The organism is Aeribacillus composti (genome assembly GCF_031760945.1).
In the GTDB taxonomy this organism is placed as follows: Bacteria; Bacillota; Bacilli; order Bacillales; family Aeribacillaceae; genus Aeribacillus; species Aeribacillus composti.
The window spans coordinates 1,402,671-1,422,678 of sequence record NZ_CP134501.1 but is presented as its reverse complement, the minus strand read 5'-3'; the positions used below and the strand labels follow the sequence as shown (position 1 = coordinate 1,422,678).

Annotated in this window: 18 protein-coding genes, 2 pseudogenes and 1 riboswitch; of the genes and pseudogenes, 6 read left to right on the top strand and 14 right to left on the bottom strand. The window is 39.8% G+C overall.

What is annotated here, in order from left to right; genetic code table 11:
• Window positions 1-225 precede the first annotated feature (225 nt).
• The 6 genes from RI196_RS07025 to RI196_RS07000 form a co-directional block, all read right to left on the bottom strand.
• On the bottom strand, window positions 226-774 hold the full coding sequence (locus tag RI196_RS07025; protein ID WP_311067147.1) for a TlpA disulfide reductase family protein: 549 nt from the start codon (window positions 772-774) through the stop codon (window positions 226-228).
• 119 nt (window positions 775-893) lie between these two features.
• Window positions 894-2,219 (bottom strand): oligosaccharide flippase family protein, encoded by a 1,326-nt coding sequence (locus RI196_RS07020; protein ID WP_066247952.1) that lies wholly within the window; start codon window positions 2,217-2,219, stop codon window positions 894-896.
• Between the two features lie 147 nt (window positions 2,220-2,366).
• Window positions 2,367-3,434 carry a Ger(x)C family spore germination protein gene (locus tag RI196_RS07015; protein WP_311067146.1) on the bottom strand — a complete coding sequence of 356 codons (1,068 nt, stop codon included), beginning with the start codon at window positions 3,432-3,434 and terminating at the stop codon, window positions 2,367-2,369.
• 172 nt (window positions 3,435-3,606) lie between these two features.
• Complete coding sequence (locus RI196_RS07010; protein WP_063388773.1) at window positions 3,607-4,788, bottom strand: IS701 family transposase; 1,182 nt, start codon at window positions 4,786-4,788, stop codon at window positions 3,607-3,609.
• Window positions 4,789-4,884: 96 nt separating this feature from the next.
• Window positions 4,885-5,901 carry a GerAB/ArcD/ProY family transporter gene (locus RI196_RS07005; protein WP_311067145.1) on the bottom strand — a complete coding sequence of 339 codons (1,017 nt, stop codon included), beginning with the start codon at window positions 5,899-5,901 and terminating at the stop codon, window positions 4,885-4,887.
• Between the two features lie 23 nt (window positions 5,902-5,924).
• Entirely contained in the window at window positions 5,925-7,409 is a 1,485-nt protein-coding gene (locus tag RI196_RS07000) for a spore germination protein (protein ID WP_375338789.1), read from the bottom strand.
• A gap of 263 nt (window positions 7,410-7,672) precedes the next feature.
• Here RI196_RS07000 and RI196_RS06995 point away from each other — a divergent pair, with 263 nt between their 5' ends.
• Window positions 7,673-8,182: a sigma-70 family RNA polymerase sigma factor gene (locus RI196_RS06995; RefSeq protein WP_063389353.1), complete on the top strand. Its 510-nt coding sequence runs from the start codon at window positions 7,673-7,675 to the stop codon at window positions 8,180-8,182.
• 50 nt (window positions 8,183-8,232) lie between these two features.
• Here the strand turns inward: RI196_RS06995 and ykzS are convergent, their stop codons facing one another.
• Entirely contained in the window at window positions 8,233-8,436 is a 204-nt protein-coding gene (gene ykzS, locus RI196_RS06990; protein ID WP_063389456.1) for a protein YkzS, read from the bottom strand.
• 135 nt (window positions 8,437-8,571) lie between these two features.
• Here ykzS and RI196_RS06985 point away from each other — a divergent pair, with 135 nt between their 5' ends.
• Window positions 8,572-8,751: a YkvS family protein gene (locus tag RI196_RS06985; protein ID WP_063389354.1), complete on the top strand. Its 180-nt coding sequence runs from the start codon at window positions 8,572-8,574 to the stop codon at window positions 8,749-8,751.
• Window positions 8,752-8,881: 130 nt separating this feature from the next.
• Here the strand turns inward: RI196_RS06985 and queF are convergent.
• The 7 genes and pseudogenes from queF to RI196_RS06950 all read right to left on the bottom strand — a co-directional run.
• A pseudogene (gene queF, locus RI196_RS06980) lies at window positions 8,882-9,211 on the bottom strand (preQ(1) synthase); the annotation flags it as partial.
• A 377-nt stretch (window positions 9,212-9,588) separates the two neighbouring features.
• Window positions 9,589-9,756, bottom strand: a pseudogene (locus RI196_RS06975) (preQ(1) synthase); the annotation flags it as partial.
• A 24-nt stretch (window positions 9,757-9,780) separates the two neighbouring features.
• A complete protein-coding gene (gene queE, locus RI196_RS06970; RefSeq protein WP_066247946.1) occupies window positions 9,781-10,509 on the bottom strand; it encodes a 7-carboxy-7-deazaguanine synthase QueE in 729 nt (242 codons plus the stop codon).
• Window positions 10,509-10,946, bottom strand: a complete 438-nt coding sequence (gene queD, locus RI196_RS06965; RefSeq protein ID WP_063389356.1) for a 6-carboxytetrahydropterin synthase QueD — start codon at window positions 10,944-10,946, stop codon at window positions 10,509-10,511. The genes queE and queD overlap by 1 nt, the downstream gene beginning before the upstream one ends.
• Entirely contained in the window at window positions 10,946-11,605 is a 660-nt protein-coding gene (gene queC / locus RI196_RS06960) for a 7-cyano-7-deazaguanine synthase QueC (RefSeq protein ID WP_063389357.1), read from the bottom strand. The genes queD and queC overlap by 1 nt, the downstream gene beginning before the upstream one ends.
• 185 nt (window positions 11,606-11,790) lie before the next feature.
• Window positions 11,791-11,834, bottom strand: a riboswitch (PreQ1 riboswitch).
• A 376-nt stretch (window positions 11,835-12,210) separates the two neighbouring features.
• Window positions 12,211-12,948: a metallophosphoesterase family protein gene (locus tag RI196_RS06955; protein WP_063389358.1), complete on the bottom strand. Its 738-nt coding sequence runs from the start codon at window positions 12,946-12,948 to the stop codon at window positions 12,211-12,213.
• A 32-nt stretch (window positions 12,949-12,980) separates the two neighbouring features.
• Window positions 12,981-14,015, bottom strand: coding sequence for a YkvI family membrane protein (locus RI196_RS06950; protein ID WP_066247941.1), 1,035 nt, complete (start codon window positions 14,013-14,015; stop codon window positions 12,981-12,983).
• 243 nt (window positions 14,016-14,258) lie between these two features.
• Between RI196_RS06950 and RI196_RS06945 the strand changes: the two genes are divergently transcribed.
• The 4 genes from RI196_RS06945 (at window position 14,259) to motB (ending at window position 20,004) form a co-directional block, all read left to right on the top strand.
• Window positions 14,259-16,379: an ATP-dependent Clp protease ATP-binding subunit gene (locus RI196_RS06945; RefSeq protein ID WP_311067144.1), complete on the top strand. Its 2,121-nt coding sequence runs from the start codon at window positions 14,259-14,261 to the stop codon at window positions 16,377-16,379.
• Between the two features lie 139 nt (window positions 16,380-16,518).
• Window positions 16,519-18,375 (top strand): IS1182 family transposase, encoded by a 1,857-nt coding sequence (locus RI196_RS06940; protein ID WP_311067143.1) that lies wholly within the window; start codon window positions 16,519-16,521, stop codon window positions 18,373-18,375.
• Between the two features lie 62 nt (window positions 18,376-18,437).
• Complete coding sequence (gene motA / locus RI196_RS06935) at window positions 18,438-19,232, top strand: flagellar motor stator protein MotA (protein WP_066248005.1); 795 nt, start codon at window positions 18,438-18,440, stop codon at window positions 19,230-19,232.
• Window positions 19,225-20,004: a flagellar motor protein MotB gene (gene motB, locus RI196_RS06930; protein WP_063389361.1), complete on the top strand. Its 780-nt coding sequence runs from the start codon at window positions 19,225-19,227 to the stop codon at window positions 20,002-20,004. Before motA ends, motB begins: the two co-directional genes overlap by 8 nt.
• Window positions 20,005-20,008 lie beyond the last annotated feature (4 nt).

Genomic DNA, 20,008 nt, shown 5'->3' with positions numbered 1-20,008 from the left:
TATTAAAATATCAACATCTATATGTATATTATATATCAACAATTATTTTTTTCAAGTAATAATTATATTAATTTTAAATTAATAATTAATATTAATAATTATTATCATTCTCAATCACGGTTTTTTACAGATCAAAAACGCAGGTTGGAAAATCGGTCGATTCATATGTTAAGCATTAAAATTCTATTTTTTAAAAAAGGAAAAGCACAGAAGCTTCGCTGTGCTTTACAAATCGGTTAAACGTTTTAATTGTTCGGTTGTTACGGGACCAATGATTTTTTTAAACACCTGTCCTTGTTCATCGATTATAAAAGTAGTGGGAATGACCATAACCTTGTATAATTTCATGACTTCGCCTTTTTCATCAAAAAGCACAGGAAAATCAAATCCGCTCTTTGATAAAAAAGACTTTACTTCTTCTTTTCCCCCTTCTTCTGAAGTAATGTTAATTCCTAAAAATGCGACGTGCTCAGAATCCGCTTGTTCATAAAAACGTTGAAGCTCAGGCAATTCTTCCTTACATGGAGGGCACCACGTCGTCCAAAAATTGATCACGACCTTTTTCCCTTTAAAATCCGAAAGTTTTACCATCTTGCCGTCAGTTGTTGGCAAAACAAAATTGTTAGCGGGCACTTTCGAATTTTCTTTCGTTATTATTTCTTTCATGGTTGTTTTGCTCGGTGCATTTTCTTGTTTCAAATCGCTCTCTTGACATCCTAAAAACACACATGATATAAGCAGAAAATGAAAAAGCAAGGCAGCTGTTTTTTTCAAAACGCTTCCCCCTTCATGAGAGCACTATTTTTTTCCATTCAATGATGGAAAAATGATGACTTTCGCTATTTCATACTTTATTGCTGCGATAGATCACAGTAGAGACAACCTGGAAAATCTTAATGAACACGTTTTTCCTTCAGCGACCAATAGCCAATGCCGATTTTTTGGCATATTGTCATATAATGCATTAACAATTGCAGCAATCCTCCTGCATTGAGCCCGATAATAACTCCTGACATTTGCCATTCTGGCTGCGATCCAAGCAAAAAGATGACGACAAACGAGATAAAATGCGCCCAAACCGTATGAAACAAAGCATCCTTTATTAAATTCAGACCGATCAAATACGCTTGCAGCGGAATGATCAAAAAGTGGGTAAAAAAGTACGGCCATAAAAGCTTTAAAAAAAGTGTTGCAGTAGTTCCGTTGACAAACAAACTTGTAAGCGGCTCAGCAAAAGCAAACATAATCACAATCGCAGGTATTCCGTAAAGCATTGTCATTCCGAGCGATTGCTGCAAAAGCTTCTTTAAAAGTTCCTGGTTTCCTTTAGCAAACGCTTCTGATACAGTTGGGATCAAAATCGTTAACAGTGCATGAGCGATAAACGCGGGAAAAAAGCCGATCGTCATCGCAACTCCGGAAAGCAGACCGAACTGTTCTGTCGCTCCAACCTCCGAAACACCTGCTGCCATTAATGCATATTTGATTAAAAACGGCTGAATCGCATGTGTCATAGAATGAAAAATGCGCAAAATTGTCGTCGGAACAGAGACACGAAATAAACTCCGCCGGATCAAAGCTGTTTTGGATGAAGCGAGCGTGCTTTTTTTTAGTTCTTGCGCCTGATAGACATAAACGGTAAGCAAATAAAGAACAATAACGGCTTCGCTTGCAATAAATGAGCTTAACCCTGCAATGACAGACATTTCAGGAGAAAATTCAAACAGGTTGAACAGCAAAATGAGCAGAATAAGCTGAACAAGCTTGCGAAATCCATTTGCAAATGCAATTTTCCCCATTTGCTGCGTGCCCATTAAATAGCCTCTAGCAATAGAGGAAAAAGAAATCATCGGAACAAGCAGTACAAATAAAACCGTAACGGAAGGATGATAGCTTTTTAGCGGCGGAAGAGCAGGAAACAGCAAAAAAACAATTAAGCTGAAGCAAATGCTGATCCACAAAGTTAGGCGAAAAGCATATTTCAACATTGGCCAATGGTACGGCTTTTCAGTTTCCGCCACATATTTTGAAATAGATATCGGCAATTCAAAGCTTGCTAACACGATAATGAAAAACATAATAGGCATGATCGACATATAGTGGCCGATGCCTTCTTCACCAAGTTCCCGCGTCAATACCATGTTAATCATAAAATCAAAGCATTCCCCTAGAAACGAAGCAACGATTAAAAGCAGAGCTCCCTTAAAAAAAGTTTTCATTTTTCCTCCCTCTTTTCTTATTTCATGCATATGAGACAAGTTCAAAAACATGACAGAGGATCGGAAGAGGGAGGAAAATTTTTAGTCAGCCTTTTTTATTTCTGTTTCTCGTTTCATTGGCCAAACGAAGCAATCAAATATTTAGAATTATTGCACCACACCAGTTTCAGTAATTTTTACATCCGCATGCACATCGACTTCCATCTTTGAATAAATATCCCTCCAATTTTTCAATTTTCTTAAACCTCTCGAATGGCTTAAAATTTCTTCCCCTAATCCAACCGGATCAATGTTTTTCTCTTTAAACATATCGATCATCTCCATACTGTTCTTCACAATTTCCTTTTCAAACGCTTTTTCAGCTTTTTTTAAGATTTCCGCACGAACAGTCCCTTCCGAATATTCGCGTAGATACCCTTCAATTTCCAGCTCTATCGTTAAATGGAACGGATTTTTTTCATCGATGTTCGCTCTTCTTTTCGAACGGATGCTTTCTATAGATGCTTTATTTCCATCATCCATTGTGATCGTATGAATTCCTTTAACATATCGATCGGAAAGAAGCTTAAAATAAAAAAGCTGATCATTTTCTATTTCGCCAACCATTTTGTCCTTTTGAAACAAGGCAAGTCCAGTTATTTTGACATGGTCGTTTTTCTTTTCTAATAAAGGTAAAGAAGGGTCTTTTCCTTTCATGCGAAAGTTGCGCAAATATGTGTGTAAATTGATAATCGGCAAATTTTCCCGGTGCATATTATGCTCCACTAAATTACGAAAGTACGTGGCAGTCCCCTGTTGTCCATATTTTCCTTCCAGCAAATTTTTCGCTTCACCTTTGCAGACCGCTAAAATAACCTTTGAACCGACGCTTGCATCTCGTTCAAGCGAGTCGACATATTTTTCAATTCCCTGTTTTGCTACGTCTTCACTGTAAAGAGCAAATTGCAATTTTCCATAAACTAGAGGGGCTGGCGACTCCTTTTGCAAATCGGAAATCAGATCCCTGCTTAAATCTGATTCGACCGTCATCACCTTGCTGTCGACCGGCTGCTCCTTTTTATATTCAGGAGCAACAATCGTTCCTTTAATTTTATTGCCTTCGCCGACATCGTATCCAATAACCATCACTAAATTGACATCATCAATAATTTCTTTATCCAGACATCCATAAAGCATCAGCATGAACAACATAATGAAGGAGAGAATTTTCCACATGTTTATGTTCTCCTTTTCCATAAATCCCGTACAAACGTAATGAGGTATAAAACCGGAATATAGCAAAATACAATACCAAGAGCATACGTATTGATGATCTTATTTAATAACTGTAGTTGAGCAATTTTCATTACAATAATTACCATGTAAAAAGAGACAAACGGAGTACCCCTTATGCCACATGAAGCTGTTTTTTAACGACATCAATGGGAATATCTTGTTTCGCTGCATCGTAAATAAACTCCACGAGGCTATGTCCTTTCTTCTTTCGAAGGAAGTCAAGCCCGGTAGAGAAATCGCTGTTGGATTCGACCATACTGTACACATAAGCGAGTTGCACCAAGATCCAATACCGTTTCACCGCCCGACGTTGACGAACGCGGTACCCATCGAGCTTCAGCTGGTCTTTCGCTTGTCGAAAAAAGCATTCGATCGACCAACGCTGGGCATAGTAGCGCAAGATCTCTTCATCGCTTAGCTCCCGGTCGGTGCTCAAGACGCAGTGAAGATGTTCAGGTGTCATCGGCTGATCGGCTTTCCAAGCCAACAACACAACGGCATCATCGAGACCTTTCAGCGCTCCCTCGTAGCGATACACGCGATAACGCTCTTCTCCCACCGTGACGAGATGGGTGTCGTTCGGTTCGATATAGCGGGCAAACTGTTTGGCTTGGATGGCGATGCCTTTTGGATAAAGAACCCGATTCGTCTTGAGCATCGCAATGACGTGGAATCCTTTTTTCAGGCAGGCTTCCACGAGTGTTTTCGATGGGTACCAAGAATCCATCAGCACATAAACAGAACCGTGCACATCCAAAGAAGAAAGCATCTCGATGGCCCATTGACCCTTGCTTTTCCCATCCGCCTTGTCGTAGAGGCGAAACGCAAAGGGAAAGGCTTGCGTCATCGTATGAACCATGAGCCAGACGAGAGAGTGTCCCCAAATCGACTTTTTGTCCGCGTGAGAATAATGCCAATTACACCCTTCAATAGCGTGTTTCGCCTGTGACGAAGGCTTCGTTTTTCGGCAGATCGTATCATCGATCGAAACAAAAATGGGGTGATTCTTTCGCTTGGCCGTTCGTTCCACATGACGAAGCATCCACTGCTGGAGTTTGCGAAGCAAGATTTCTTCATCCCAAGGGCTTTTCGTGAAAAAATGGCTCAGTGTCGTTCGATGGTTGGGATGAAAGCTCTCATGATGCAGATCGGTCAAGGTTCCCACAAATCCTTTCGTTGTCAGCGCATCGATAATATGAACGAGATGCTTCATGACCGGCTTAGAGAAATAAAGGGCCAGCCCCAACATTGCGAAAAACTTGTCGATTCCTTGGTGATGTGGTAGTCTATTCATGAGACATGAACCTCCTTGAGAATGGTTTGGTGACACATCTATTCTAATCAAGGAATCGGGTTCATGTCTCCTTTTTTGTTCGGATGTAAATTTATGTTAGTGAATTTGCTCATCTACAGTTAATAATTGAATATCTTCTTTATCAACAATGACATTGACTATAAAAAACATGACGACCAGAACAGAAATGATTGCCTTCTTTTCTGTTATTCCAAAAATTTCTGTTATACCTCTTTTGGCGCTCCACAACATGACGCAAATATTCGGCAAGATGACGAGAGACCAAGAAGCAATGCCGATATATTCGAATCTTTCAACAAAAGGAAGTTCAACAATTTTCCACATCGCTAGCGTCGCCCATTTATTGCGCAATATTTCTTCTTCCGCAGAATAATAAACGATCGAAACAATCATGATGATGATATATGAACAGGTTGTAAATAAATTTCCAATATGAGCCCATTTTTGGGATTTGTCAATATTTTTGACAAAGGGGTAATACAAAAAAAGAGTTTCAAACCCAATAACAGTTATGACCATCTGCATCGTTCCCATGAAAATTTCCTGAGGTGAATGATCCATAATTGGCAAGAGGTGCTGAAGATCTGCAAAACGAGTCGGGAAAATTAAAAATGTAAGAAAAATCCAAAGCGGCAGAACCACTCCAAAAAAAGCAAATCCGGTTACTACCCGAAATCCACCGTTAAAAATGTAATAAAGCAATCCCATAAAAATCGCAGTATAAATCCAAATATTTAAATCTTCAAACATCCACACCTTCAAAATTTCAATATATCCTATTAATATGGCGCAGCTTCCAAGAAAAAAATAGATGATCCAAACAATGTTCAATCCATTGCCGACCCATTTTCCAAACAAATCGTGCTGCAGTGTCATTAAGCTTCCGCTTGAACGTTTCAAAATTTGATAGATCATCCAAATGTACAGATGAACAATAAGACCGATCAAAATAACTGAAATCCATGAATCATGTCCCGCATACTTGACGACATTTTTTTGAAAACCTAATACACCGATGCCGAATTGAGTGCTGTGCACTAAATAAAAAACGAGCGGTGCGGAAACTTTATGACGTTCTGCTATTTGCGCCAAGTTGGATTCCTCCTCTTCCGCTGTTATTCATCAATATCTTTATTTTCCCTCGATTTCTCTTCATCCATTCGCTTCGGCTGCTCCGTCCGCAGCTGTTTCGGACGTTCATTCATCATTGAAAACGGCATACGCAGGAATGCATCCTTTAAATCGGTAATTCTCGGAGGATAGATTGGCTCCAAAAAAGGACGTCCGAGAGAAGTTAATCGTAAAAGATGGGTCGCTAAAAAACAAAAGCATAAAACGATTCCTAAAAGACCGTACATTTCGGCAAACATGAGAAAAGGAAAACGCAAAAGCCTGATCGTATTGCCCATTTTATAGACAGGTGTTGTAAATGATGCTAATGCAGCAAGCGCTACAATGATGAGCAAAATATTGCTTGTTAAACCTGCTTCCACACTAGCTGTTCCGATTACAATCCCCCCGACGATGCCGATCGTTTGTCCAACCTTTGTCGGCAGCCGGGCGCCCGCCTCACGCAGCAATTCGATCGTTCCTTCCAAAAACAGCGCCTCTAAAAAAGGCGGAACTGGGACCTCCCTTCTGGATGTGACAAAATTGTTTAGTAAATCAGTTGGAATTAATTCATAATGATAATTTAAAACAGCTACATAAATCGGTGTTGCCAATATGGAAAAGGAGACAGCAAACAGGCGGATAATACGGAAAAAGGAAGACAAAATCCAATTTAAAAAATAATCTTCAAACGATGCGAAAAATTCGACAAGAGTTGTCGGACCGATTAATACATGGGGAGAGCCGTCCACAATGACCGCTATTTTCCCTTCCGCCAAAATGGAAACTACACGGTCCGGTCTTTCCGTATCCAACAGCTGAGGAAAGGGAGAATTATGATTGTCAGAGATCATTTCCGTAATGTACGAACTATCATTCACTTGATCAATTTGGATATTAGAAATTCTTTGCCAAACCGTAAATACATTTTCCTCATCCGCTATGCCTTCTATATAGATGATCGCTAATCTCGTTTGCGTCAGCCTGCCAATTTTTAAAGTCCGTATGCGCAGCTCTTCAATCGGCAATCGTTTTCGAATTAAATTAATATTGGATTCAATGGACTCAACAAACGCCTCTTTCGGACCGATGACCGTAAATTCCACTTCCGGGAGTGTAACTTCTCTAGCTTTGTTTAATTTTGCATTAACGAGCAAGCACGGAGATCCATATTCGCTTAGCGAAATCATAACAAAGCCTTCCAACAGCTTTTCCTTCATTAAATCCGTATCAATGGTTAAAAAAATATCTTTGACCGGTAAAATGTTTTTTAGTTCTTCTAATGACTGCCAATATTTTGAGTGAATCGGCTTTAAAATGTTTTCATTTAATATATTTACATCCACTAACGTTTCAAAATATGAAATCCAATATTTGATATGGCTTGTATTGACGTCATATTGAATAAAATCAGTAGAACTGCGGAAGACAGCAAACAATTTTTCAATTGAATCTTTTCTTTTCCAATTTTGCTTATACATTCGGCTCATTCATCCCACCTCTTTCCATTATTTTTTCAAGCCATCTTTTTATTTATTCAATTAAATTTCTTCTATAGAAATAAGGAGGAAAATGGTGAAAACGGAGGAGGCTGAAACGAAATAATTGCATTTTCCTATATAGAAAATTGAATTTCCCAGACAATTGGACGCGAATCATCTTAATCATGATGATTCGCTCAAATGATTTACACCGTTTACGATTGTATTACCGCGGAAAAAAAAGAGCGCGCTCTTTGAAAGGATGCGCACACGTGGAAAAGAATCAATCATTTGAGGAGATGCTAACTGCTTTTCGCCCTTTAATTTTTCACATTATGAAAACTTTAAATATTTATACAGACCAAGACGAGTTTTTTCAAATAGCAGCGATCGCCCTCTGGAAAGCAAGCATCAATTATGACGAACAGAAAGGACGGTTTGCCACTTATGCTTATGCAACGATAAAAGGCTCGCTCATGACAGAATTAAGGAAAAAACAAACATATAAAGAAAGGCATGTTCTTCATGCGAATGACATAATAGCTGCTAAATTGGAATTTTTTCCATATACAGACATTGAAGCAAGAGATTTATATGAACGGATTGCCCCCGCTTTATCAGATGCTCAACGAATTTGGTTTACCATGTATTTTTTTGAAGGAAAAACTCAGAAGGAAATTGCAGAGGAGCTAAATGTCACAGTCAATAAAGTAAAAAATTGGAGAAAAGGAGCATTAAAAAAATTGAAGAAATATGCCGTAAAGGCACGGGAAGAACAGTGAACAGTCTTTAATAGCAGTAGATGTGCCAAAAATTAAGAAGCTGACATCGGTCAGCTTCTTGGATCTTTTGTATATCGGTAAACAATGCTGCCACCGCGTTTTGCTGTTCCATGAAAATGTTTAAAATCTTCCCTTTCGATCAGCACTTTGCGAAACGCCATAAAATCTTCCTTTGATACACAATATTCTTCCAGTTCTCCATCACGAAGCTTGTTTAAAATGTCTTGTATCTCTTGATTTGTCAACTCGACCATCTCCTTTTCTATGAAAAACAGTCTACCGAGCAATGGAAACTTTTTACCTATTTTTTTGCGATTGTCCAAAAAAACTTTACAATTCTAAAGAAATCATGCAAAATATTTGAAAATCCATAAAAAAGGAGAGAACAAATGAAAATTGCTGAAGTTGGAGATGTTATTGAATTTAAAGACGGTCTCAAAGGAATTGTCGAAAAAGTAAATGAAAATTCCGTCATCGTCGATCTTACGTACATGGAAAACTTTCGGGAAATGGATCTGGAACAAAAAACAGTAGTTAATCATAAAAACTATAAAATTGTCGGAAAGTAAAACGGAGAATTGAATGCTCCGTTTTACTTTTTCTTATATCAAAGAGTTTAGTGCCATTTCAAGAATTTTTTACAATTAACGCAAGTTTCGGCAGGTTCTTTTATCAAAAAAACGCCTCAAGCGACTTGCTTTATCGGTTGTCCACTTTTTCCGGGTACAAATCATGGTTCATCATACGATACTCCGCCATTTTCTCGTATTTTGTTCCAGGACGTCCCCAATTGACATAAGGATCAATAGAAATACCGCCGCGCGGCGTAAATTTTCCCCATACTTCGATGTAGCGGGGCTCCATGATCTTGATTAAATCATTCATGATAATATTAACACAGTCCTCATGGAAATCGCCGTGGTTGCGGAAGCTGAACAAATAAAGCTTCAGCGACTTGCTTTCCACACATTTTTTGTCTGGAATATAGCTGATATAAATGGTCGCGAAGTCCGGTTGTCCGGTGATTGGCCTCTGTTTTTCACAAACAGGTGGACTATATCATATTCTTATTCAACTGCGATATTGAATAAGAACCCTTGCGCTTCCACCAAGATAATATATGCTGTCATCTTGGTGTACTCTACTCTCTTCCTCCAACACTACTCTTACTCGCTTCATGCTGGAGTGATTTCGATAGTCTCTGCACCTTCCTCAAATTTAAGAAGAAGATTCCCTTAAATTTGAGGCTTGGCTCAGGGTTGGAAAGATAATGGGAATAAGAGACAAGAACATGTTTTTCTTTTATTCGATTACAATTGCCATTTTCGCTTTTTACTCCATTATCCTCTTCCCCTGAATTCACAAGGTTTATCCGACAGTGTCGCCACTGAAGTGTGCCCTTATTGACACAAGCTGGTAAACTCCGGACAATTGAACTTCACGAAATAATCGCGGTCTGGATGTTTATTATCGAATACTTCCAACACTTCTGGGCTGTATTCAAATAAATATTTTGTATTTTTGTTGCCTAACAGCGTCAGATCTTTCAATTCATCATCTTTTCTTCCAGCCATCTTTTTTCATCCTTTCCTATTCATTTACACTCCGCGCTTGTTTCCCCAAACAAGTGCATGAAGCTGCGGCAAAACTCGAGCATCGTTCATTTCTTTTGATTGAACAGTCAATTCGATCAGCCATTCTAATTTTTCTAAAAGCTGATTTCTCAGGAGGTGATCATTTTGTTCGTTTACTTGATCATTTCCAGGCTGCAAATAAAATGAAATATTTGGATAGCGAAGGTGGACGTTTTTCGCGTAATCAAAATCTTCCTCATTAAAAACAACAACTTTTAGACTAACATTGTCTTTCCGTCCGCCATCGATCAGCCGCTTCATAATGTCATCAAGCACAGTAAAGTTCGTTTTCATCCCTGAACTAGGAGGCTTGGGAGATAGAGTTAAATCATCGATTAGTAAAAACCAATCTTGATAACGGCTTCCCTGTGTCTCCAGTGCAGTGCGAAATCCTTGCTCCCTTAAAAGGATAATCAATTCATCCAATCCTCTAATCAATGCCGGATTTCCGCCCGAAATGGTGACGTGATTGAAGCGATCGCCGCCAAGCTCAATAAGATCGTCCAAAATTTCCGCTGCTGTCATTTGTTTAATTTCATCTTTTGCTGAACCGTTCCACGTAAAAGCTGAATCACACCAGCTGCATGAATAGTCGCAACCGGCCGTTCGGACAAACATTGTTTTTTGTCCGATCACCATTCCTTCCCCTTGAATGGTCGGTCCAAAAATCTCGATGACCGGTATTTTTTTCATTATTTCATCTCCCTTTTCGGGCGGTACACAACATAGCTTGTCGGCGTTTCTCTGACAAACACCTGCAAGCATTTCGGTTTATTCGGGAGTACATTTAAATGATCCTGGACAATTTCCCAAATTTTCCGTGCAACCACTTCTGTCGTTGGAAAGTCTTCGCTGTTTTGACCATTGAATACATCCGTATGGTCATTGAGCAGCGTATGGTCAAATCGATCATGAACCCATTTTTTTAAATGCTGAAAATTCACAAGGAATCCTGAATCATCAAGCTGATCACCGCAAATAGTGAGATTGACGAAATACGTGTGGCCATGTACACGGGCGCATTTCCCCGCTTTTTCATGCGGGATGTAGTGTGCAGCAGATATTTGCATATCTTTATTCAGCTCATAACTATAACTATGAAAAACTTGCGGATAAAATTGATGAAGCATCACGTATTAGCTCCTTTTTCAGCCAAATATTGTTCCAATCCCCTTTTTCTCAATAAGCAAGCAGGACATTCGCCGCATCCGTCGCCAATAATGCCGTTATAGCACGTCAACGTTTTTTCGCGAATGATATCGAACACCCCTAACTCATCGGCAAACTTCCACGTTTCCGCTTTATTGATCCACATAAGCGGCGTGTGAATCACAAAATCCTCTTCCATCGCTAAATTAATCGTTACATTGCAGGATTTTACGAACACGTCCCGGCAGTCAGGATAGCCGCTGAAATCCGTTTCACATACACCTGTCACAATATGTTTCGCTCCCAGTTGTTTCGCCAAAATGGCGGCAAATGTCAAAAAAACTAAATTCCTCCCCGGAACAAAAGTGTTGGGAAGCTCTCCTTCCTTTTGTTCAATTTCCATATTTGAACGCGTTAATGCATTCGGCGCCATTTGATTTAATAAGGACATGTCCAGCACATAATGAGGTATGCCGGCTTCGTTCGCAATGTTTTTCGCTGCTTCAATTTCCTGTGCATGCCGCTGATTATAATGAAACGTGACAGCGGTCACCTCATCAAATTGTTTCTTCGCCCAAAACAAACAAGTTGTACTGTCTTGTCCTCCGCTAAACACAACGACCGCTTTCTTATTATCCATTTGAAAACGCTCCTTTCTGAAAAAAGAAAGCCATTCACACTGCCTAGCTTAAACAGAAACTGATGCTTCTTTTTCTGCTACAGTGGCGGAAGCAAGCTGTTCAGAAGCCTTTCGAAATCATCATAAATCTATTCAACTTCTAAACCTTTCGCAAACATTGAAAAAACTATATCCCAAGGATATAGTTTTCCTTAGTTTTTTATAGAGGGTGTGCTAGAACCTCTCCCGTTTTTTCGAAACGGATTTTTATTCAAGTTGTATCTTATTATATCATACAGAATTGTTTATGCAAACGGCATGCTCCGACTGGAGTCACTCAAGACTTTGTGGGCAACTTTTTTAATCGCTATTTTTTGATAGCGAAATCACTTTTTTCAGGGTACTCTCTTGGTAAAAAAAATCTTCTTTTTCAAAAAACAAGATTGAGCCGAGCGTTTGTGGGCAATTTTTTATCCTCTAAATGTAGTCCATGATCATTCTACCAGGAGCAGCCGCACTTTCTCATATTACTGCCACACTTTCCCTTTCATTTAATGAGCAATCAGAGTTCTCATTAAATGAAGGCGCTAATTTTTGCCTACAATAATTTTACTTATACCTCCGCATCATGCCTTTTCCAAGCCTCTATAGCGCGAGGTCGTTAATTCCTGAATATACTCTTTTAGTTCCGGCATTTCTTTTTTTCTAGCTAATTGAATGGCAAGGTCAATATCATATGGAACACGTATGTGCTGAATCGAAAAAGGAGCCCTTTTCTCCGAGTTGAACATGCCTTCCAAAATGCAGTAGGATGCTTCGGGCAGGTCCAGCGGATTACCGACACTGCCTGCATTAAAAAGCGTTTTGCCGGATAAATGCTGTATAAAGGCATTATGAACATCACCGTATCCGACAACATCCGGCTCCTTCGTTCCCAAACCGGTTTCAACGCTGTTTTCAAACATGGACAATCTTTTTTCAATCGAATCCCAAGGCTGTACCCTTATCCAGACGCTGAAAGGGGATGCATGAAAAAGCCGCAGCCGGCGGCCGCTCATATAAAAATCAATGGAAAACGGGAGGCTACGCAAATATTCTATGTCTTCTTGCGACAACTGATTTTGATGCCAGCGAACGACATCGTTTACATCTTCCCTTGTAATCAGCTCGTCCCAGTTTCCTTTTAAAACAAAATCGCAGGAGCTGCGGACGATATCGATCGCTTCTTTTGATTCAGGTCCTTTTCCGACAAGATCCCCTAAACAAAAAATTCGATCTACATTTCGCAAGCTTATATCTTTCAATACAGACGACAACGCTGGAATATTCCCATGTATATCAGAAATGACCGCGATTTTATCCAAATAAACTCCTCCTTCATTTCCCTACTATTTTATCATGATTTGTTATCGTCTGGAATTTTTTTGAACATTAATAATATGAAAAAGGCAATGCTCATATACCCGAACAGCGGATAAAGCGTGGAAATGAGCTTTCCGTATCCTATCAGGCTGACTAAATAACATAATAATAGGATGAAAATGACACCAGCGATTTTTGCCAAAGGCTTTTCCGATGATAATTGCCGTTCCAAACCATACAGATTGCCGATCAACGATGAAAATATTTCTCCAAAAATAACAAGGATGTATATGTAATAAAAGCCTGAAAACAGCTGCTTGACAATTTCAGCCATTGGGATTTCAAAAAGCCCGGCGTCCGGCAAATGCAGAAGGGAGAAATAGCTGGAAAATAAAATGAAGCTTAATCCGAGACCGCCTACAACTCCGCCCAATTTAATGGCGCTTTCATCCTTTATTGCGTTTGCGAGCGGAACAAGTACAGCCTGAGCAAGAGAGAGATTAAAAGAAACATATAAAAAGCTTGATTTGACTGGTTGAAACACTCCATCCAACGACAAATCGATAAAATCACCCCTTATGATGGCTTCAATGGAGATGATCAGGCTAAACAAAATAAAAAGCGGAACAACCAATAGATTGACGGAAGACAGCCCTTTGACTCCAAACGAAATCACAGCAATAGAAAGCACAATCGTTAAAAAAATTCCAAATTGCTTTGAAAGCGACAGTTGCTCTTCAAAAATCGCCCCCGCCCCCGACAGCATGACCGATGTGATGCCAATCAGCATCATAAACATCAAGCCGTTGACTACATAAGCTGACAACGTCCCAAACAAAAATTGGTTCAACTGCAAATACGAAGATGCATTAATTCGTCTTCCGATCAACATCATTTTCGTTCCCAGCCAAACAAATAAAACGGCAGAACAAATAATTCCAACAATTCCTCCGGCGCCGTATTTTGAAAAAAACTCAACGATCTCTTTTCCCGTTGCAAACCCTGCACCGATGACAGTGCCGATATAGACAGAAGCTATTTGAAGTGCCAATACCCATTTATTGCTCATGTTTCACCCACCTTACTTTATCAACAATATATGGACAAGAAGGGAAAAAAAGACGAAAAAAATTTATAAAAAAGACTTGAAAGTCAAAAAAGGTCAAAGTATAATAAAATCAGAAAAGGTCAAACAGTGAATCTAACTATTGAATGATTGAGATTGTCTCTTTGATTCCAAAAGGTCAAAGAAAGTCAAAGAAGTTTCTTCTTTTAGTCAAAGTTAATCAAAGTCAAAAAGGAGGAATGTTATATGTTGTGTGAAAATTGCCAAACAAGAAAAGCCAATGTTTTATTAAATGTACAAATCAATCACAACAAACAAGAAATGCGTCTCTGTCAAGAATGCTATCAACAATATAAACAAAAAATCCCAAGTGGTTTTTACGGATTTAGCGGTTTCGATGAATTATTTCAATCATTTATGCCAAACTCTTTTGAGAGCTTTGACCAAGCTGTTCAAGCACAACCGAAATCAGGGGGCGGAAAACAGAACGGCTTCCTCGATCAATTCGGCCGAAATTTAACGGATGCTGCAAAAGCTGGGTTGATTGATCCTGTCATCGGCCGCGATGATGAGGTAAGACGAGTGATTGAAATTTTAAATCGACGCAACAAAAATAACCCGGTTTTAATCGGAGAACCAGGCGTAGGGAAAACAGCTATTGTGGAAGGACTAGCCTTAAAAATTTCTCAAGGAGACGTTCCGCAAAAATTAAAAAATAAAGAAGTTTATTTGCTGGATGTTTCATCACTTGTCGCCAACACGGGAATTCGCGGACAATTTGAACAGCGGATGAAGCAGCTAATTCAAGAATTGCAAGCCCGGAAAAACATTATCCTGTTTATCGATGAAATTCATCTTTTAGTCGGCGCCGGTTCTGCGGAAGGTTCTATGGATGCCGGCAACATATTAAAGCCAGCTCTCGCCCGCGGTGAGCTTCAAGTTGTCGGAGCAACAACTCTAAAAGAATACCGGCAAATCGAAAAAGATGCAGCCCTTGAACGACGCTTCCAGCCGGTTATTGTGAAAGAACCTTCCATTGAAGAAGCGATCAGCATTTTAAAAGGAATTCAAGAAAAATATGAACAATACCATCAAGTCAAATATTCAGAAGATGCGATTAAAGCTTGCGTCACACTATCTCATCGATATATTCAAGACCGCTTTTTGCCTGACAAAGCCATCGATTTAATGGATGAAGCTGGTTCAAGATTAAACTTAAAAGCCGAGCCGGCTAATGAAGCAGACATCCACGACCGGCTTAAACAAATTGCCCATGAAAAAGAAAAAGCGCTAAAGGAAGAACGATACGAACTTGCAGCTAAGCTTCGCGACGAAGAAGCAGCCCTTGAAAAGCAGCTTGAACAAGGAAAGGACAAACAGCAAGCAATCGTTCAAGTAGAAGACATTCAAAAAATCATCGAAGAAAAAACCGGCATACCAGTCGGCAAGCTGCAAGAGGATGAGCAAGCAAAAATGAAACATTTAGAAGAAAACTTGGCGAAAAAAATTATCGGCCAAGAGGATGCTGTCCGGAAAGTGGCAAAAGCCATTCGCCGCAGCCGCGCTGGATTGAAAGCAAAAAACCGACCGATCGGATCCTTCCTGTTCGTCGGCCCGACTGGCGTTGGAAAAACGGAATTGTCGAAAACATTAGCTTTGGAGCTGTTCGGTTCAAAAGATGCCATGATTCGCTTGGATATGAGTGAATATATGGAAAAACATTCCGTTTCAAAATTAATCGGCTCGCCTCCAGGCTATGTCGGACATGAAGAAGCAGGACAATTAACGGAAAAGGTTCGTCGCAACCCTTACTGCATTATCCTGCTGGATGAAATTGAAAAAGCTCATCCAGATGTACAGCACATTTTCTTGCAAATATTAGAAGACGGACGCTTGACAGACAGCCAAGGCCGCACCGTCAGCTTCAAAGATACGGTCATTATTATGACCTCTAACGCTGGAGCAGGTGCAAAACAAGTTCACGTCGGTTTTAACAGCACGGTGGAAAAAGAATCAAGCATCCTTGAATCTCTCGGTTCATTCTTTAAGCCTGAATTTTTAAACCGTTTCGATGCCATTATCGAATTTAAACCGCTTGATAAAGAAGATTATTTGAAAATAGTTGATTTGATGCTTGAAGAAGTTCGGAACACGTTGAAAGAACAAAACATTTCATTGGACGTAACAGAAAAAGCAAAAGAAAAATTGGTAGAAATCGGCTATCATCCATCGTTCGGCGCTCGTCCGCTTCGCCGCGTCATTCAAGAACATATTGAAGACAAAATTGCAGACATCCTGTTAGACGGTGAAGTGCACAATCATTTAATCGCCGACGTGGAAAATGAAGAAATCGTTATTCGTTCATAACAGGGGGCTGTCCAAAAAGTCAGGGTAACTGACTTTTTGGAGCCCCTCATTTTTCACTTTTTAAAAAAAATGCACAAAAAAATCGTCCTTTCTAGTAAAATGAAGTTACCACACAACATTACAGAAAGGACGATTTTTTATGAGCAATCATATGATTACTCCTGAAAATTATAACACACAAATGACACTTCCTCTAGATGGAAAAGAAGAAAAAACTCCTGCCAAAAGAAATTTAGCCCCTACTTTCAAACCATATAACAACCGTCAAGTTCAAATGATTTATGATATTGAATCTCTCATACCCGAACATCACGTGGCACGTGTCGTGGACGAAATGGTGGAGGCGATACCAGATAAACAATTGTTTTCTCATTATAAAGGCGGCGGCAGAAGTTCCTATCATCCCAAAATGATGCTGAAAATCATTCTGTATGCTTATTCTCAAAAGGTTTATTCCTGCCGAGGAATCGAAAAACTCGTTAAAGAAAATATTCCTGCCATGTGGCTTTCAGCGATGCAACAACCAGATTTTCGCACCATTAATGAGTTCCGAGGGGAACGGATGAAAGCTTTCATGGATGAGCTCTTTGAAGTCATGATTCTCAAATTGATAAAAGAACATTACATCACGATGGAAAACTACTTTTTGGATGGCACTAAGATCGAAGCCAATGCCAATAAGTATTCTTTTGTGTGGAAAAAATCCACTTTGAAATTCGAAGAGAAATTAAAAGAAAAAATCCAAGAAACACTAAAGCACATTCATGAATTAACCCAATTAGAAGCCGGAACAGGGCAAAAGGAAAGCGATCAACATACAGAGATCACCGAACAAAACCTGGAGGAAATCGCAAAAGAAATAGAAGAAAAAGTTGAAACGCTAACGGAAGAAATCGAAAAGGAGACCGATACATCCATTCGGAAAGAGAAGCGAAAAAAACGCAGTCAATTAAAGAAATCGGTGAAACAAATTCGGGAAGATTTCCTGCCCCGAATGGCAAGATACAAGGAACAAAAGGAAATGTTCGGTGACCGTAACAGCTACTCGAAAACAGACAAAGACGCAACCTTCATGCGCATGAAAGAAGACCATATGAAAAACGGTCAGCTCAAGCCCGGATACAACGTGCAAATGGGGACAGAGAATCAGTTTATCTTGTTTTATACCATTCATCAACGACCGACCGATACACGTTGCTTTATCCCACATATGGAGAAGCTAGCCTCCACTTCATTACCGATGCCCCAAACAGTTATTGCGGATGCAGGCTATGGTAGTGAAGAAAACTATGTATATGCAGTTGGTGATGAGAAAGAGCCCCGGTTTGAGTTTCTAATTCCTTATGGGAGCTATGTAAAAGAACAAACACGTACATACAAAAAAGACATTAAAAATGCCAAAAACTGGACCTATTGTGAAGAGGATGATTGTTTTATTTGCCCGAATGAAAGGAGAGTAACGTTTAAAAAATACCAAAACAAAAAGAATCCATCTGGCTATGAACAAAGCTTCAAAATATACGAATGTGAAGATTGTACCGATTGCCCATTGAAAGCGAAATGCACAAAAGCGAAGGGAAATCGTCAAGTTCACTGGAATCCCATCTTCGAAGAAATGAAAGCAAAGGCCAAAACAGCCCTTGAATGTGAAGAGAAAGCCGCCATCTACGCTCGACGCAAAGTCGAGGCAGAAAGTGTGTTCGGTCACATCAAGGGCAATCGGTCATTCCGCAGATTTTCTTTGCGGGGCCTCGACAAGGTACATGTTGAGTTTGGGATTGTGGCATTAGCCCACAACTTCCTGAAAGTAGCCGGCATCCGCCAGCTACTTTCAGATAAAAATCGAAAAAATATAAAAGCAAGTGGAGAGAAACGAATTGTTTTTCTCCACTTGCTTCATTTTAGGGACTTATCGGACAGCCCCTTTTTATTTGGGAGCAGCATCGCAAAAATCGATTCCGATGAATGTGTCGTTTATTTTTTTTATCAAATATAAAATTTTCGTCTTTCTTTGTCGATATAATAATTGAATATAGAAAGAAGAAGGATTTGATGAACATGGACAAAACATCAATTATCGGCATTTTTTTAGGAATTATGGCAATTATTGTCGGCATGGTTTTAAAAGGTGTCAGTCTTTCCGTCTTAATCAATCCGGCAGCTATCGTCATTATTATCATCGGAACGATTGCTGCGGTCGTTATTGCCTTTCCGACAAATGAAATTAAAAGAGTACCGAAATTATTCCGCGTCTTATTTAAAGACACACAAACTTATACGATTCAAGAGTTGATTGTCCTTTTCTCTGAATGGGCGCAAATCGCAAGGAAAGAAGGATTGTTGGCGCTGGAAGCTAAGCTTCAGGAAATAGATGACCCATTTTTAAAGACCGGTTTAAGCATGGCTGTGGACGGTCAGTCTGCCGAGTTCATCCGAGATGTTATGACAGAAGAAATCAATGCAATGGAAGAGCGGCATGAAGCAGGCGCCGCCATTTTTTCTCAGGCCGGCACGTATGCTCCGACTCTTGGCGTATTAGGAGCTGTATTAGGTTTGATTGCCGCACTAGCCAATTTGGAAAATATTGAGGAGCTCGGACATTCGATCAGCGCCGCGTTCGTTGCTACTTTGCTCGGAATTTTTACAGGATATGTTTTATGGCACCCGTTTGCGAACAAGCTGAAAAGGAAATCTCAGCAGGAGGTGCTCGTCCGCCAGGTGATGATCGAAGGCATTCTTTCCATTTTAGAAGGACAGGCACCGCGGACGATTCAGCAAAAATTGGCATTTTATCTTCCTGAAAAAGAGCGGGCAAAGATTTCTGATGAAGGAAGTGTTACGTCCGATGCGTAGTAGAAAAAAAAACCGCAATGACCATCATACAGATGAAAGCTGGCTTATTCCCTATGCCGATATTTTAACCCTTTTGCTTGCGCTCTTTATCGTCCTATTTGCTCTCAGTTCGATAGATGCCCAAAAATTTGAACGTTTGGCGAGAGCTTTCAATTCCAATTTTGACGGAGGCATAAGCGTTTTAGAATATCCGAGCCCTCTACCACAACAAGAAATGGAAAACATCGAAGAAAACAAACAAAATGGAAAAGTGCAAAATGAGCCTCATGACAATGATGAATCGGGAAACAGCGATCAAGAGGAATTAGCGGAAGTTCAAAATCGGTTTAATCAATACATTGAAGAAAACAACTTGAAAAACAATATTAAAACATCACTAAACGAAGAGGGTTTGTTAATCACGATTCGGGACGATATATTGTTTGATTCGGGCAGCGCCAAAGTGAGAAAAAAAGATGAAATTTTGGCTACTGACATTGCCAAAATGCTCGCCATGGGCAGTGCCCGCAACGTGGTTATCAGCGGACATACAGACAATGTACCGATTCATAATTCAAACTTTGATTCAAACTGGCATTTAAGTGTTATGAGAGCCGTAAATGTGATGAAAATTATTTTAGAAAACAAAAATCTCGACCCAAGCAAGTTCAGTGCGAAAGGATACGGCGAATACAAACCCGTTGCTTCCAATGATACAGCAGAAGGAAGACAAAAAAACAGACGGGTGGAAATTCTAATTCTTCCAAACAATAAAAAAGCGGAGCCGAATTAAGCCG